Origin of the sequence: Nocardioides sp. (assembly GCF_036274455.1) — a bacterium.
Lineage (GTDB): Bacteria > Actinomycetota > Actinomycetes > Propionibacteriales > Nocardioidaceae > Nocardioides.
Genome location: NZ_DASUFR010000101.1, coordinates 1 through 15,679, shown reverse-complemented (window position 1 = coordinate 15,679; position 15,679 = coordinate 1). Strand labels below are relative to the sequence as shown.

At 68.2% G+C, this 15,679-nt stretch carries 11 protein-coding genes and 1 tRNA gene; 5 read left to right on the top strand and 7 right to left on the bottom strand.

The features are described 5' to 3' along the window. Positions 1-38: 38 nt before the first annotated feature. On the bottom strand, positions 39-2,699 hold the full coding sequence (mobF, locus tag VFV89_RS09920; RefSeq protein WP_329705770.1) for a MobF family relaxase: 2,661 nt from the start codon (positions 2,697-2,699) through the stop codon (positions 39-41). Positions 2,700-3,689: 990 nt separating this feature from the next. Further along, on the bottom strand, positions 3,690-6,263 hold the full coding sequence (locus VFV89_RS09915; protein ID WP_329705769.1) for a phospholipase A2: 2,574 nt from the start codon (positions 6,261-6,263) through the stop codon (positions 3,690-3,692). 1,341 nt (positions 6,264-7,604) lie between these two features. Between VFV89_RS09915 and VFV89_RS09910 the strand changes: the two genes are divergently transcribed. Together VFV89_RS09910 and VFV89_RS09905 are read left to right on the top strand one after the other, a co-directional pair. Beyond that, complete coding sequence (locus tag VFV89_RS09910) at positions 7,605-8,933, top strand: alpha/beta hydrolase (protein ID WP_329705768.1); 1,329 nt, start codon at positions 7,605-7,607, stop codon at positions 8,931-8,933. Positions 8,934-9,074: 141 nt separating this feature from the next. Further along, positions 9,075-9,299, top strand: coding sequence for a hypothetical protein (locus tag VFV89_RS09905; RefSeq protein ID WP_329705767.1), 225 nt, complete (start codon positions 9,075-9,077; stop codon positions 9,297-9,299). Positions 9,300-9,357: 58 nt separating this feature from the next. Here the strand turns inward: VFV89_RS09905 and VFV89_RS24845 are convergent, their stop codons facing one another. The 4 genes from VFV89_RS24845 to VFV89_RS09890 form a co-directional block, all read right to left on the bottom strand. Beyond that, on the bottom strand, positions 9,358-9,852 hold the full coding sequence (locus tag VFV89_RS24845; protein WP_414690363.1) for a DUF5994 family protein: 495 nt from the start codon (positions 9,850-9,852) through the stop codon (positions 9,358-9,360). A gap of 129 nt (positions 9,853-9,981) precedes the next feature. After that, positions 9,982-10,797, bottom strand: a complete 816-nt coding sequence (locus VFV89_RS09900) for an NfeD family protein (RefSeq protein WP_329705766.1) — start codon at positions 10,795-10,797, stop codon at positions 9,982-9,984. Beyond that, entirely contained in the window at positions 10,794-12,092 is a 1,299-nt protein-coding gene (locus VFV89_RS09895) for an ArsB/NhaD family transporter (RefSeq protein ID WP_329705765.1), read from the bottom strand. Before VFV89_RS09895 ends, VFV89_RS09900 begins: the two co-directional genes overlap by 4 nt. Further along, positions 12,089-12,535: a CBS domain-containing protein gene (locus VFV89_RS09890; RefSeq protein WP_329705764.1), complete on the bottom strand. Its 447-nt coding sequence runs from the start codon at positions 12,533-12,535 to the stop codon at positions 12,089-12,091. The genes VFV89_RS09895 and VFV89_RS09890 overlap by 4 nt, the downstream gene beginning before the upstream one ends. Positions 12,536-12,858: 323 nt before the next feature. Between VFV89_RS09890 and VFV89_RS09885 the strand changes: the two genes are divergently transcribed. Both VFV89_RS09885 and VFV89_RS09880 read left to right on the top strand, forming a co-directional pair. Further along, positions 12,859-13,131, top strand: coding sequence for an SHOCT domain-containing protein (locus VFV89_RS09885; protein ID WP_329705763.1), 273 nt, complete (start codon positions 12,859-12,861; stop codon positions 13,129-13,131). Further along, entirely contained in the window at positions 13,128-13,568 is a 441-nt protein-coding gene (locus tag VFV89_RS09880) for a DUF6325 family protein (RefSeq protein WP_329705762.1), read from the top strand. Before VFV89_RS09885 ends, VFV89_RS09880 begins: the two co-directional genes overlap by 4 nt. 83 nt (positions 13,569-13,651) lie before the next feature. Here the strand turns inward: VFV89_RS09880 and VFV89_RS09875 are convergent, their stop codons facing one another. Then, positions 13,652-14,479 carry a hypothetical protein gene (locus VFV89_RS09875; protein WP_329705761.1) on the bottom strand — a complete coding sequence of 276 codons (828 nt, stop codon included), beginning with the start codon at positions 14,477-14,479 and terminating at the stop codon, positions 13,652-13,654. A gap of 991 nt (positions 14,480-15,470) precedes the next feature. Between VFV89_RS09875 and VFV89_RS09870 the strand changes: the two genes are divergently transcribed. Next, a tRNA-Ile gene (locus tag VFV89_RS09870) sits at positions 15,471-15,547 on the top strand. Positions 15,548-15,679 lie beyond the last annotated feature (132 nt).

Genomic DNA, 15,679 nt, shown 5'->3' with positions numbered 1-15,679 from the left:
TGGAGTCCGGCGCGGGGTCGGTGTTTAGCCTTGGGCTGTCACAGTTCGGGGCCGACGCTCCGCTGAGGGGTGGAATGCGTCGGTGTGGGGTCCGGGTGTCGTGGTCTCTTGGGTCTGTGCTGGGCTCGGAGGGCGGCGGCTTGGAGGATCGCTGATCCGTACCGGTCGATGTCTTCGGCTGCGCGGTGGGCGGCGTTGGTGGGGCCGAGGTCGGCGCGGTCGCGGGTGAAGGTCTCGATCCATTGCTGGCGTGCCTGGTCGAGGGTGGTGGCGACGAGGTGGGCGGTGTTGTGGTGGCGGCCGCGGGTCATGGCGACGTAGGCGGAGGCGGCGCTGGTGTGCTCGCCGAGGAGCAGGTGTGCTTGGTCGACGGTCTCGCCCTGGGCGCCATGGGCGGTGGTGGCGTAGGCGAGCTCGAGGTGCTGGCGGGCGTAGGAGACGGGGATGGTGCGATCGCCGGCGCGTCCGTGGAGGCGGACGGTGCCGTCGGGTTCGAGTCCGGCAACGGTCCAGGTGTCGCGGTTGGCGACGTCGAGGTCACGGTCGTTCTGACGGGTGGCGACCCGATCACCTGGTCCTATCCGTTCGCCGGCGTCGGTGGTGAGCCACGTCGTCTGGTTGGTTAGGCCGGCGGTGAGCCGGTGGTCGCGGGTGGCGGCGTTGAGCGCTGCGACCTGCTCCCGGGTGTCAGCGACCAGGAGGCCCATCTGGTCTGCGCGGATGCTGGTGAGCGAGATGGTGCGTTCGACCTCGGAGCGGTGCAGCACGATCTGACCGCGTGCCATGAGGGTGTCGAAGACCTCACCGGGGCGCTCACCAGTGCGCATCTGCAGGGTCAGGTCGGCGTAGTCGGGGTCGGTGAACCGGTGAACGGTCTGAAGGGTGTGGTGAGCCGGTGGCGGGGTCCAACGGATGGCGAGGTCGAGCACGCCGCCCCGGCCGACGGCGGGGAGCTGGTGTCGGTCACCCATCAGCACCACCCGGGCACCTTGTTCGTCGGCGATGGTGAGTAAGGCGTGGGCGATGTCCTGGTCGAGCATCCCGGCCTCATCGACGAGCAGCACGCTGCCGGGCCAGAGATATCCCGGGGCCGACATCTCGGGTCGTTGGGCGGTGCGGCGGCTCCAGCGGCCGTCGGGGTCCTTCCGGAAACCGTAGGCGTAGGCGAGCTGCATCGCGGTGACCGCAGACGCGGGGTCGAGCTGCTCACTGGCGACCTGGGCCGCCTTCCGGGTTGGGGTGACCACGGTCATGCTGCACGCGGGGGTGAGGACCAGGGCCCGGGCGGCGGCCCTGAGGGTGGCGGTCTTCCCGGCGCCGGCGGCGCCCTCGATGACCAACAGCCGATAGTCGCCGACCAGCGCCTCGACAACGGCGCGTTGGGTCGGGTCCAGGTTCCTTATCGTCGAGGACCAGACGTGGCCACTTTCTACCGGTGGCTGGGCGCGGTTGATGAGCCGGGTGGTGAGGTCGGCCTCGACCTCGAGCACCGCCGGCGAGGTGAGCGCCCGGACATGCTCTGGCACGTCGGCCCGGTGAAGTAGCGGCACACACGCCTGCAGAGCGCGGCTGGTGAGGTCCTCGGTGAGCTCGACCCGCACCCGCCCGTCGGCGATCACACCAAAGGCGGCGACCGCGCGTTCGACCTCGCCCCGGATGTCGGCGGCGTTCCACGCCGACCGCGCCGCCCCGAGCCGGACCAGGACGTCGTCGACCAGCCGGTCGCGGTTCAGCGCACCGATCGCGGTCGCGGTCAACTGGCGGTCCAGGACCGGTGGGCGGAACCCCAGCGCGTGGAGCTGCTCGACCCAGCCCCGGGTGATCTCGGCACCATCGACGGGGAGGATCTTGTCGGGGCGATCCTCGGCCCACGCGCCGGCGTGCCAGCGTTGCCGCAACCTGGGGCCGGGCTCCTGACCGGGGTGGACAGCCCGCCATTCGGCCTCGTAGCGGTCCATGGTGCGGGTGATCTGACCGGCCCGCGCGGAGAACGCGCCCACGTAGGGGACCAGCTCTTCGACCTCGGCGTGCTCGTCGAGCCGGTACCCGTGCCTCGCGAGGGCGGCCCGGAACTGCGGGTCACAGGTCACGGCGGCGGTGCCGATGCCGTTGATCGCGGCCAGACTGTCGCGGACCCCGACGGTGTGCAACCCCCGCCACGCCCCGGCGGCCCGGACCCGGGCGTTGACCTGCAGATGCAGGTGTCGGTGCGGGTCCCCGGCCCGGGACGTCTGGTGGGCCACGACCGCGGTCTCGAGCTCTTCGACCGGCACCTGGACCTGCCGCCCCCGTGGCCCCACCCGTGTCGTGGCGTGCTCTGCGAGCCACCCGGCGATCTCGACCGCGGCACGCTCCTGCGCGGCGTCGTACGCCTGCGCGATCTCCGGGTGCAACGCCGCGGCCAGCGACCAGGTCTTCGGGCCGTTCACGATCACCTCGACGAACCTCACCGCCTGGTCATCGGTGCGGAGCCGGCCCTTGGGTCTGCCGGTCTCCGCGTCGACCCCAGCCACCCAGCGTTCGTAGCTGTCGCCATCCATCGGCGGCTGCTTCACCACGCCATCAGGGCTGGCGACGTAGTGCTCGGCGAGGCCGGTGCCCTCGGCCAAGTAGTAGTCATCAGCACGTGAGCCGTCGGCCTCGACGTAGTTGCGCGCTGCCGCCGCCGAGCCTCGATAGACCTTCAGACCACCCTGCACACCGCACTCCCGCCGCCGACCCAACAGCGGGACTCACCGGTCTACGGAACTCCGTAGCATGCGTCCCGCTCGTCTTCTGGCCGTGAGAAGCAACAGGGTGATTGCTAGATCGGCCACAGGTGGCCTGGTGATATCTGAGGCGATGTGCGAAGTCGTCGAGCTAGTAGTCCTGTGACCGATGAGGGTGGTCGGGAAGACGGCCTCGAGTGTTCGCGGTCGCGGCCCGGGCACCCGATTCTTCGAGTTCATCGCAGGTGCGCACTGCCTCTTGACAGAGAAGGGAGCCATGGTGGGGGGCGGTGGAACACCCGAACTCGGGTACTACTTTGGACAAGGTGCGCGGTCTGGGCACGGGCCGTTGCAGTGCGTGACGCCGATTCGGTGACGGCAGGTGGCGGACGCGGTCCTCGGCGGGTCTGAGCCGAGGCCTTGGAAGTCTTCGAACAGCATCTGGCGACTGGGGCCGCTGCTGTCGGTCGCCGTGACATCACCCTTGTCGACGTGACGCAACCTTGGGAGAGTGCGCAAGGCGCGTAGCAAGGGTCGCCACTGAACTGTCTCTCTCGCACGGACCCACTTGGGCATGCAAAGCACGCCTACAACGCGACTCACCAGTTAAGTTCGTCCGGTTCGGCATGGGCATACGACCAGGTGCCCAGCCCGTTGTGGGCGACCAGTCCGCTTGTCCAGCCGGCTAGGCGACTGGACGGCGGCGGCGACGCGTGACCAACGTGGCGACGATGAGCAGGTTTAGCAGGCCACATAGGGCGTAAGCGACTGTGGCGCCGCGGCCGTCCAACCCTGCGAAAAACACCACGACGCTCCACGGCAATCCGAGAGCCATTAGGCTGACGACGGAGAGGCCGCCTCCGACGCTTCCGTCCTCGTGTCCTAGCGTCCAAGAGATTACGAAAAGACCAGCTAGCACCACGAGTCCGCTGACCAGGAAGTATCGCCTGGAGCCAGGTTCGAATTTCATCTCAGCTGCGCTCACTTCACATAGGTCAAGGGCGTTCCATAGCCCAGCGTATTCCAGTCACCGGCGACAGCGACCGCCACGTAGTAGTCGCTGGCAATCCGCTCGCACGCGGGTCGTATGAGGAGGTTCCGCGTGCTGCAGTGGTCGATCATGTCTCGAAAGAACTGCTCGTCTGCAACGTTCTTGTTGCGCTTCCTCCACGTGTTGGTGCCGTACCAGCTCTCGGCTCGCTTTAGGTTGCGGTATCCGAAGTCGTGCCGCTTGCAGGGGTAGGTGAAGTCGAAGACCAGTCCGCTGTCAGGAGCGTTGGTGCAGACGTCGTCGCTCCAGTTGAAGCGACAGGGCAGCTCGTGGTTGCTGTTCCACTTGAAGTCGGCGAGGCTCTCATCGGAGTAGTAGTTGAGATAGGAGACGAACGAGGCCACCAAAGACGGATGACAGTCGGCGTAATCGTTGGGCCGCGAGGCCAGCTCATCGGAGCTCGGGTCGCCTTCGCCTGCTTCTTCGATGACGTCGCCGCGCGAGGCGAGCGGATACGCCGATACCTGGTTTGTGCGGAGTTCTGCAGTCAGCTCGGCGAGGTCGCTGTCGATCACCGCTTCGTCGGTCGTGTCGCCGATGGTGTCCTTTACGAGCTTTCCAGCCGAGTCTCCGCATGCATCGCCGGCCGTCGGCGCTTGAGCGCCGAGAGTCGGAGGTAGGAACTCCCCAGAGGTGCTGATCGTGCCGAACACATCCGCGACAGTTAGCGACTGACTCGCAGCACCACTCTCCTTCATGCAGTCGAGCGCCGCCTCCCACACGGCTTCGACGACGACTCTTTGAAGCCCGTCGGCAGACACGATTTCGGGGTAGTCGCCCGCCTCTCGATATACGGGCAGATCACTCCACCCGCTCCACGAGGTGGTTGCCTCGTCGCTGGCGCCCACCCGGAATGAGTAGACGGTCTCGTCGCTCAATACGCCGCTTGGCACCGTCCAGGTCGACACCTGTCCCTGCGCTGCTGTCGAAGTGCCCTGGGCAATCACGGCGCCGCCGGGGGCGGCGACCTGCCAGGTGTAGGTGAGGCTGGGTGTGTCCGCGTCGGATGCGACCGCTAGGAGAGTCGGCGTGAGGCTGTCCGTCGTTTGCCACGCGACTGAGCATGGACTTACGCATGGAGTGAAGCTGAGATTCGCGGGGCTCGAAGGTGCCTGTGGCGGCAGCGGTGTGTAAGTGACCCGGAGCAGCGGTCGAATCCCGGTGTTCGGATAGGTGCTGGAGACAAAGCCAAGAACCTTCTTGACGTTCTCACCGGTCTGGGCAAGAAGGACGCCACGGTTCTCGTAGGTGCCGTTGAGCCACCCGGCGACGCGGCCGGTGATGTCCCAGCCCTGCCAACTTGACGTGGTGCCGCCCATCGAGACGGCGTTGGCCGAGATCTGGCCCCCGCCGCCGCCTCCGACCCAGGTGTCGCCTCCGGAACAGGTGTAACCCCAGGATGCACAGTTACTCCAGGTCTTGGTGGGGTTGTACAAAGCGTAGGTGGTGGCCCCGCCGCTGCCGGCCGTCGAGTTCTGATCCATCCAGATCCAGGCGGTGGCGTTGTTAACGGTCGCACCGGCCGGGATGCCGTTCACATTGAAGTCGAACAAGGCTCGTCGGAGCTGCAAGCTGTTTGTGGCACCCACCTTCAAGATCGCCTCGCCGCAATGCGTGGTTGCGGGTGCTTCCTGTTGCAGGAAGCAGTCCTTCTGGACCTGCTTGTCGACCGTCGGATCGATCTTCACCGGGTAGACCCGCGCCGGATCGGTGAGCCAGGTCAGGTCCGGGGTGATCGTGAACTGCCACCCCGAGGTCACCCGCTGCAGCCGGTAGTCGACCGCGTCGCTGAACGCGGGCTCTGAAGCCGAGTCAGTCATGCTGCCCACAGGGACAACGAACTGCACCGCCCCCTGGCCGTTCCGGAATTCGACCATGCCCTGGGAGGTCAGCACCGGCGTCAGTCCGGCGCTGACCTTGAGGTCGTAGACGTAGGAGACTCGGGAGGTAGGAGTGGAGTCGAGGCTGATCGTCTCCTTCACCCCGCTATCGGTGGCCTGATAGGCCACCTCGTCGGCATCTGGGGCCAGGTCCTCGAAGTTCGCCACGGCGCCGTCTACATCGGGGCTGACGTCGCTGCTGCCTATCAGCTTCATCGAGACCCAGTCACCCTCGAGCTCGAACCGGACCGGTGTGGTCGCCGGGTTCTCCGGAATCGACACCGTGTAGTCGTTGGCCTCGTTCTCCACCGCGTACGCCGTTCCCGGTGCATCGACCAGCTGGTTGCTGATCGGCATCCAGTTGCCCCGGTCGTCCTGAAAGTTCACCGGGCCGACCGACACTTCAGCGGTGTAGCTGCCGTCCGCGTTGCGCACTGTGCTCGAGTACTCGGTCGCCAGCTCCGGTACCGGGCCAGGCTCTGGTGTCTGCGGGGCTGCCGCACCCGCAGCCGGCGCGGGTTCGACAACTGCGGTGCCTGCGCCCGGGTTGGCCTCAGCGGCGGTCGCGGGGAAGACCGCTGGCGACGCAAGGAGCGCCGCTCCCAGTGCCAGAATGATGCCCACGATGACCCGACGCCGAGCCAATCGGACGCGACGGAAGTACTGCACAGACCCTCCATGGCTGTTGCGTGCCACGAAGCGCTTGTGACTCGAGGCAAATCCACTGAAACGCCCCGAAGAGTACATAGACTTGGAGTTGTTGCAAACTCCGGGCGGACACTCGCCCGGGAGACTACGCTAGGGATCTCAGTGGCGCTCGGAAACTGACCCTCTCCGCAGGCCTCGTCGCCTCACATCCTGCCCTCGAACCGGATGGGGGATGACGACACAGGCCGCACGCGACGGCTACTGATTGAGGACAAGTACTGGCGGATGACCCTCAACGGTGTGCCGACCGTCGAGGCGTACTAGGAGCTGGGCGTCGATCGCAACACCAGGTTCCGGTAGCGGGTTCGGGCCGCCGGTTTGCCCCGGCAAGGTGGCAGAGGAGAGCGGGTCGTCGCGCTTCCCATTGCTGCTCAAACAGCCGCGGATCGCGACGTCAACGAACTTGGCCATGGGCGAAGGAAATCACCCGGCGCGTCGACCGGTGCACTGGATGATCCCGCGCGCTAGCGCGGGCTCTTCGGTGGACGTGGGGACAACTCCCTTCACGTACAGCGACTCAACCGTCGGCGTCACCGCGTCGTCGACCCTGGGACGACCTCGGCGGAGACAAAGCAACGGATTCTGGGGACCGGGTTCGCCGTATCCCGCAAGGGTCGACCACCTGCGGTCCAACAGCACCTGTGGTGAGGAGTTCGACCCCCGTACGAACAACTGCTAAGCCTCGACTTCGTCGCGACCTTCGAGCCATCGAGACCGATGACATCCTCGGTTAGGCCGGCGATGACGCGCTGCTCGGGCGGCCTCTCAGGGCTCTCGAAGGTGTCCAAGAACAGGCCATAAACTCCGTCGATGGTCGTTGATGGCAACCGACGTATGCAGAGTCTCTCCCACTGTTTTCGCAGGTCAGGTCGGCATTCTCGGCATTGATTGTCAATGGACGTCCACCGCTCAAGTCACGCGGGGCGGCAGCGAAGGGTTGTTGGTTCGAGTCCAACCGGGGGAGCAAAGCCACAGATCAGAGGCCCTTTCGCCTGGCGGCGACGGGGCCTCTCGCGTGCCGGGTGGCAGTTCGGGTGGCAGTCCAGCGACCGAGGGCGATGGAGTAGCCGTTCTACCGCGAACAGTCACGTGAGTGAGCAACTCTTTCACTTCCAGCGCTCTCGTCGCCGCGCGACTCACGGCACGCTGGTATTGATGGCCGCGCGGGAACCATTACCTGGAACCGGGCGGCTGACCCCCGGCAGTCGGGCGGGTGGCCCCCTGGGGCTCGCGACGGGGTGTCCCTAGCGTCGGATCATGACGACAAGTGCCCTGCCCACACCTGCGCCCGGCACGGCCCCCGCGCTGGCGCCGGCCGTCAGCGCCCGCCGCCGCTGGCTGCCGCGCGACGAGCGCTCGTTGTTTCTGCTCGGTACGGCGCTGGTCGTGCTGCACGTGCTCGACGACACCCTGCTTCAGCCGCCGGCTGGTACCACCGCAGCCGACCATCTCGTCAGCGCCCTGGTCCCGACCGTGCTGCTCGCCGTGGCCGCGTGGTGCTTCGGCCGGGTACGCGCCGGATGGCGTGCGGTGCTCGCGCTGTCGGTCGGCGTGTTCGGGATCGGTATCGGCGTGATCGAGGCCGGCTACTACACCGTGGCCGTGGGGCCCTCCGGCGACGACTTCACCGGGTTGCTCGCGATCCCAGCGGGCGTGCTGCTTGTCGGGATCGGCCTGGGGAGGCTGTGGCGGTCGCGACGCCGCACCGGGCGGCTGTGGCGGCGCCTCGTCCGGCGCTCGATGCTCGTCGTGGCGGCCGCGCTGGCCGCGTACTTCGTCGCGCAGCCGGTGCTGTTCGCCTACGCCGTCACTCACGTCCAGCGTGCCGCGGTACCGGCTGACGAGCTCGGCGTCGCACACGAGGACGTGACCTTCACGACCTCGGACGGGCTGACGCTGCACGGCTGGTACACCCCATCCCACAACGGCGCGGCGGTCGTCGACTTCCCCGGTCGGCTCGGCACCCAGGCGCACGCGCGGATGCTGGCCCGGCACGGCTACGGCGTACTGCTGTTCGACCGGCGGGGCGAGGGGCGCAGTGAGGGCGGCGGCAACCTGCTCGGCTGGGGCGGCGAGAAGGACATCGTCGCCGCCGTCGACTGGCTCAAACGCCGCCCGGACGTCGACCCCGACCGCATCGGCGGGATCGGGCTCTCCGTCGGCGGCGAGCTGATGCTCGAGGCCGCCGCGAAGGACCCCGACCTCGCCGCGGTGGTCTCTGAGGGTGCGGGTGCGCGGCAGTTCCAGGAGGAGAAGCAGGCCATTCCCGGTGCGGGATTCTGGGCGATGAGCCCGGCCTTCGGACTGCTGAATGTGTCGGTCGCGGTGTTCTCCGACACGGCGCCGCCCGAGTCGCTGTTCGACCTGGTGCCGCGCATCCCACCGCGCCCACTGCTGTTCATCTACGCGCCCGACGGCGGCAACACGACCGAGGTCCTATCGCCGACCTACGCCCGGCTCGCCGGGCCGGAGGCGTCGCTGTGGAGCGTCCCGGACGCCCCGCACATCAAGGCGATCGAGACGGCGCCGGCAGAGTACGAGCGGCGTGTCGTCGGCTTCTTCGACGACGCGCTGCTCAGGCGCTGACCGACGTCACAGCCACGCCGGAGTCACGGATGGATCAGATGCGGAGAAGAGGAGATCCGCGCGCCCCCGCGGCATGGACGCTGAAAGCTGTGGAACCCGGCCCTGGAGGGAGTAGCCCCATGAGGGGGCTACTTTGCGGGCATGGCAACTATCGTGCTGCGCGCGCGGCTCCTCGGCGGCGAACACACGGACCTGACCTATGAGGATCCTGACCAGGTCGACGAGGACGCGATCGTCGATCAGGTGATTGAGGTGCTGAGCGTCGACAACGGCGTCCTGCGGTGTCGCCACGGCGAGCGGTTGGTCGCGCTCTATGCCCGTGGGGTGGCAAGCATCGAGGTCTCACCGAGAGGCGCGATCCTCTAGACCGGTGCGGGGGCTGTGAGCGGCCAGCGGAGGGACTTGTTGCGGCGGCCGTGCCGCATCAGTGGTTCCAGCTGTCCAAGCCGATGTGACTCTGGTCCGGACCGACCAGCTCCAGCAAGGCAGCCGGCCCGAGAGTGTTCTGTTCGTCTGACGCCTCTTCCATGATTCGGGCGGCAACGTCGGGCGGCGTGTCACTGGGGATGACCAGGAGTCGGTGTCGTTGGCCAGAGCGCATCGTGATGATCATCAGATGGGTGTCGTCGCTTGGGAACGAGCCGATCTCGACCGAGCCGCGTCGGGTGCGAAGGTGACGCGCTGCCGGTGTGTGTGCGACGGCGTCCCAGTCCGGACGTGAGAAGAGGAGCTTCCTGATCCGGTTGAGAGGGTGTGGGAAGTGCTCGACCAGGTCGACGGCCTCGGCCAGTAGGTCACGGGACTGTGGCCACCAAGCGCCATCGACCGGGCCGGACTGGTACCCGTTGGCCAGACGGAGACGCAGATTGGCTCGCCGGGCGATGGGCGGGGGTATGGACCCTCTCCTGGAGGTTGCCATGACGGACACCCTTCACGCTGCGCTTGCGAACTCGATGGGCTCTGGCTCGACAGCTTGATTGTTCTCCAACCCTACCCAGGGGCCATGACGCACACAGACCCGTGACCCGCTGGCCCGGCCGCGGTCAGTTCAAGCTGACTCGCTTCGACCCTCTCCGCGCTGTTGTACCAAGAGCTCGTCGTTACGGCGTTCGGTGACGCGAACCACGCCGCCCTTGGGCAGCGGCCGCCGAGGGTCGCGGATGGCCCAGAGCTGTCCGGCGACGACGGCGTGGCCCCGGTGACCGTCTCCGACGTCGAGGACCACCAGCTCTCGGCCGACGAGGCGGTTGGATACGGCCCAAGGGTCGGCGCGGGATGCTCGCCAGGATCGCCGGGCGGCCCACCAGGTGCCGAGTCCTACGATCAGCCCGGCGGGAATCGATACTCCGGGATGGGCTCCGGTCCAGGGACCGTGCAGGCACAGTCCGGACATGATGAGCGAGGTGGCGCCGCCGGCGGCATGGAGCATCCAACCGGGGAGGCTATAGACCTCCATTGCGAGGCTGGCCGCGGCCAGGACCAGGAGCAGGAGCGCTCCTGGGTGGGGTGAGATCGTGTGGAGGCTGGCGGCGGCGGCCGCGACGACGACGGCTGCCGTGGTGCCGAGCTGCCACAGGCGGGGATGGGCGGCCCAGACCGCAGTGGTGAGCAGGCCAGCGGCGGTGAGGATCAGGGCTATCTCGGGGATGGCGAGCAGTTCGGTACCGACGGTGGCGAGCTCGACCGGTCGTACGACGAGCTCGTTGCCCTCCGTGTCGGGACTGCTCGGCGGTCGGTTGACGAGCGATGCTTCAGCGTGGCCGAGGGCGAGGGAAGGTCGGGGAGGTGAAGACACGGACTCGTCATGGACCGGTGAGAGTCCGGCGAGGCCATGGACCAGTGGTGATGCGAGTGGGGTGGTCATGACAGTGCGAAGTAGCGCAGGAGGACGTAGGGGGTGGCGATCACGAGGGTCACGACGGCAACGACCAGCCCGTACTTGGTGAACCCCCAGAAGGTGATCTTGTGACCGGCCTTCTCTGCCAGTCCGATCACGATCACGTTGGCGGATGCGCCGACCGCGGTGGCATTGCCGCCCAGGTCGGCGCCGAGGGCGAGAGACCACCACAGCGACTTGGCCTGGGCGCCTCCGCCTTCGGCGGCGACCAGGTCTGCGGTGACGGGGCTCATCGTCGCCACGTACGGGATGTTGTCCACCAGAGCGGAGATCACCGCTGATCCCCAGAGCAGACCGACCGAGGCTGCGGCGAGGCGGCCGTCGGCCAGGTCGGTCGCTCGTTGGGAGACCTGCTCGATGACGCCGGTGTTGACCAGGGCGCCGACCATGATGAACAGGCCGGCGAAGAACATCAGCGTCGGCCACTCCACGTCCTGCGCGACGTCCTCGGGTCGTACCCGGGACACGGCGAGCAGCACCAGCCCCCCGACGAGCGCGACGACCGCCGGCTCGAGGTGCACCCACGCGTGGGCGATGAACGCCACCGTCACCAGCGCAAGGACGGTCAGACCGATCGCGAGCAGGCGTCGGTCCCGGATCGCCTCGCGCTCGTTGAGCGCCATGATCTGCTCGACCTGGGTCTCGTCGTAGGTGAACGCCGAGGCGAACATGAGCCGGCACAGGCCGATGAAGACCACCATCAGGACGACCACCAATGGGGCGAGGTGGACCAGGAAGTCGACGTAGGTCAGGCCGGCCCGGCTGGCGATGATGATGTTGGGCGGATCGCCGACCAGGGTCGCCGTGCCACCGATGTTGCTGGCCAGCGCCTCGGCGATCAGGTAGGGCACGACCGGCACGGCGAGCCGGTCACAGACCAGGAACGTGACCGGCGCGATCAACAGCACCGTGGTCACGTTGTCCAGTGCCGCGGACGCGACCGCGGTAACGACCACCAGGATCACCATCACCCGGAACGGTCGGCCCTTGGCGCGCTTGACCGACCAGATGGCGACGTACTCGAAGACGCCGGTGCGCTTGAGCACGGCCACGATCAGCATCATCCCCAGGAGCAGGAAGATGACGTTCCAGTCGATCCCTGTCTCTGGGTCGAAGAACGCGTCCTCGGCGGTGGTGGCACCGATCAGGAACATCAGCACCGCACCGCCGAGGGCGACCTTGACCCGGTGGATCTTCTCGGTGGCGATGAGCACGTAGGCGCTGGAGAAGACCAGCACCGCCGCCATAGCGGTCGCGCTCATCGCGCCAGCACCCTCTCCAGCAGGCCATCGAGAGTGACGGCACCGACGAACGCGCCGGCGTCGTCGACGACCGCGACCAGCGGGCTGCGCGAGCGTGCCATCAGGCTCGCGATCTCCAGTGCCGTCGCGTCGTCGTCGACGACCGGCAGCTCGCGGCGCTCGTCGGGGAGCACCTCGGCCACTGTCTTGTCGCCCAGATGATCGGTGAAGACGTCCGCGGCCGCCTCGTCGACCACCCGGGCCAGTGTCGGGTCGGAGTGGTAGTACCTCGGGACCGCCATCTTCAGCACATCGGTCCCGGGCAGGATGGTGAGCGGCCTGCCGGAGCCGTCAAGCACGATGAGCCCCGGAAGGCGCTGGCCGGCCAGCAACCGGGCGGCTTCGAGCGCCGGTGTACCGGGTCGAACCGATGGCAGGTCGATCACGAGATCGCGGGCACGCACGGGTCACTCCTCTGGTCGCGACACTGGGTCATGTCGCCGACCAGGCTTCCCGGCACTCCACGATCAGGTTACCCCACCGGTCTTTGTCCCCTCCGACCGCGCGAGGTCGGACGGCCTCGAGTGACCGTGAACGCCCGCGCGAGGGCGATCCTGACGTCCATATGGCCAGACGTCTCCGAACCGACGGAGCGTGCCGCACAGCGACGCTCGACAGGCTTTTCGCGAACCGGCACAGCTGAGGCCATCGGGTTCGTCCTCTCGTCGGCCTCGGAGCGGCCCGGGACGATCCCTATAGTGGCGCTGTCGTCCCGAGGAGGCCCCCGATGGTGCTGGTGCCCAGGCAGCTGTTGCGCTCCGGGATGACCGGGAACGTGCCCTACTACGGCGGCCGCTTCACGCCGGCCCAGGCCTACGCCGCCTCCCATCCCTCGGCCCGGCCTCCCGCTCGGCCGCCCACCGGCCGTGTGGCGGCACCGCCGGTCCGGGCATCCGCCCCGCCGAGCTCAGACGCCGAGGCGGCGCTCGGGCAGCTGCGCGACTCGGGGGTGCTCACCGCCGAGGAGTACGCCGAGCTGATGACCCGAGTCACGCCGTGACCGGGCCGGTCCAGGTCCTGGTCGTCGGGTTCGACGGGCTCGAGTTCTCCGGTGAGGTGATGGCCGAGCTCGACCGGCTGCGCGAGGAGGGGACGGCCCGGTTGATCGACGTACTGCTGGTCCAGCGGGCCGAGGACGGCATGCTGCACACGCTGCCGTTCCCGGACGGTGCACCACCCGGACTCGGCGACGTGGCGGCCGCCATCCTCGGCTCCTCGGCCGTGGACGGCCCGGAGCCCGACGCGCCTGACGGCGCCACCTGGTCCCTGGCCGACGCCGTCCCGGTCGGCACCACCGCCGCCGTCGCCCTCATCGAGCACGTGTGGGCCACGCGGCTGAGCGAGGCGATCCAGCGGGTCGGTGGCCGGCCGCTGGAGGAGACCTGGCTGGACCGGGACGACGTCTCGAGGCTCGAACGGCTGGCGCAGCAGCGGTGACCCGCTGGCGGCTGTCCGTGACGGACTGAGCTCCCGCACGCGAGGGGGCGAGAGCTCAGCCGTCACGGAGGCAGTCGGTCGCGCTACCTCGCTGCCGGCACCGGAGTGCCGTCGTCCCAGACGTTGCCGGACCAGACGTTGCCGACGCCCGAGGAGTTGAAGCTCGTGATCGCCCCGTACGAGCCGCACTTGCTGTTGGCGCCGCGCTGGAAGACGTTGTTGGTGAACGTCTGGTTGGTGGCGTTGGTCGGGTCGCCGGAGTAGGGCTTCCCGCTGGTGGCGCCGCCGTAGGCGCAGTACGCGCTGCCCGCGCTGGCCACGAACAGGTTCCGATCGACGATGTTGTTCTTGATCGGTGCGAAGTCGGGGTAGCCGGTCAGGTCCGCGGAGCACCCGATGTCACCGTTGACGAACGGCCCGGTGTAGGAGCAGTGCAGCGAGTTGTGCCGCAGGGTGAGGTTCTGCTCCTCGCGCACCGAGGAGGCGTGCGCCAGGTTGGACCGGTCCGGCCACAGGTTGGTGCCGTGGAAGTAGCTGTTCTGGATCAGGCACGGACCCGGTGCCTCGCAGTAGGCGGCCCGGTTGGAGTTGATGATCTCGGTGCGCAGGATGGTGAAGTTCGACCCGGTCACCCCGCAGTCGGTGGTGGCGTTGCCGGTGTCACCGCAGGCGTACTTCCCGGCCGGGCAGGATCCGTTGCTGCACGCGGGGTACTGCACCCCGCTGTCGATGAAGGAGTCCTGGACGGTGAAGGAGGGGTTGCCACCGGACTGGACGATCCCGCCGTTGAGGTAGGAGTTCGAGAGCACGAACCCGCTGGCTCGGACGTCGATGGAGCGGCAGTTGACGACCTTGGAGTCGATCACGGTGTTCGCCGCCGTGATCGTGCAGGACCCGGTGTAGGTCGCCATCGCGCTGGCCGGTGCGTTCGGCCCGGTGTTGGCCGGCCCCGGGAAGCAGCCGCCTCGGCCGTCGGGACCGTCGGGAACGTTCGGCGTGCTGGTGGCGCACCCACCGGAGGCGGTCGGGGAGCCCGTGGGGGTGGGCGGTGCCGTCGTCGCGGTCGGGCCCGACGTGAGCGTCGGGGATGCGCTCGTCGACTGAGTGGGCGGCGGGTCCGTGGGAGCGCCGCTCGGGCTCGCGCTGCCGGACGGCCCGATGGTCGCCGTGACGGTCGTCGTTGCCGTTGCCGTCGCCCCGCCCGCGGTCACCGTGACCGCAGGTGGCTTCGGCACGGTGCACACCACCGTGATCTGTTGTGCGGTCCCCACGTCGGTCACGTTCGGTCTCGCCGTACATGTGGCTCGAGTGGTGTCGCTCCCATGGGTGGTCGCGGCGTGCGCCACCGCGACGGTACCGCCGCAGACGAGCGCCACAGCCGCGAGGGGGATCAGGGTGCGTTTGGACATATGCAGAAATCTCCTGGTGGGTTGGTCCCCGTGTTCTCTTGGGCGCGCTCGACCGCCCGGTGAGCCGGTTCGGTGATTCACACCCCGTCTGCGCTGAAAGTGTTCACAGCAGAGCGGTCCACGTGCCTGAGCGCCCGAGGTCGAGCTGGCCGACATCGGGCACGCCCAGACTTTCGACCGTCGACGACTATGCCCCATGGCTCCGGGGGGTTGGGGGACTCGTCCCCAACATTGGGGGAGCCGACAGGTGTTCGCCCGAACGGGCGAGTCAAGGCCCCGAGCTCACCCAGGGCCAGGACGGCGCCCCGCAGCGACCAGGACCGCGGCCGTCACCCCGTGGATGCCCAGCGCGACGGAGCGCCTGCCGCCGGTGGTGAGCCCGATGGCTGCCTCCGCCGCCGGGTGAGGGTCGCGGCGAGCGCCGGCCGAGACCCTGCGGACCCGATCCGACAGGAGTCCGAATAGCCTCTGACCCGCGGAGACACTGAACACGGGGGCGGTAGCTCAGTCGGTCAGAGCAGAGGACTCATAATCCTTGGGTCGTGGGTTCGAGCCCCACCCGCCCCACCACTCAGCCCCACCACTCAGCCCCACCACTCCGAGGCTTCTACCTGTCCAGTCGACGGGGCCGGGCCCCGTCGAGGAGCAGTGCGGCGACCGCCTCGGGATCCTCGTTCATCGCGTTGTGCGCCGTCGGCAGGT

Bases quoted from the DNA above. Each gene is read 5' to 3' on its own strand.
- VFV89_RS09895 (WP_329705765.1), bottom strand. From the start codon at position 12,092: ATGAGCGCGACCGCTATGGCGGCGGTGCTGGTCTTCTCCAGCGCCTAC.
- VFV89_RS09910 (WP_329705768.1), top strand. From the start codon at position 7,605: ATGACGACAAGTGCCCTGCCCACACCTGCGCCCGGCACGGCCCCCGCG.
- VFV89_RS09905 (WP_329705767.1), top strand. From the start codon at position 9,075: ATGGCAACTATCGTGCTGCGCGCGCGGCTCCTCGGCGGCGAACACACG.
- VFV89_RS09875 (WP_329705761.1), bottom strand. From the start codon at position 14,479: ATGGCGACCTACACCGGGTCCTGCACGATCACGGCGGCGAACACCGTG.
- VFV89_RS09900 (WP_329705766.1), bottom strand. From the start codon at position 10,797: ATGACCACCCCACTCGCATCACCACTGGTCCATGGCCTCGCCGGACTC.
- VFV89_RS09885 (WP_329705763.1), top strand. From the start codon at position 12,859: ATGGTGCTGGTGCCCAGGCAGCTGTTGCGCTCCGGGATGACCGGGAAC.
- VFV89_RS24845 (WP_414690363.1), bottom strand. From the start codon at position 9,852: ATGGCAACCTCCAGGAGAGGGTCCATACCCCCGCCCATCGCCCGGCGA.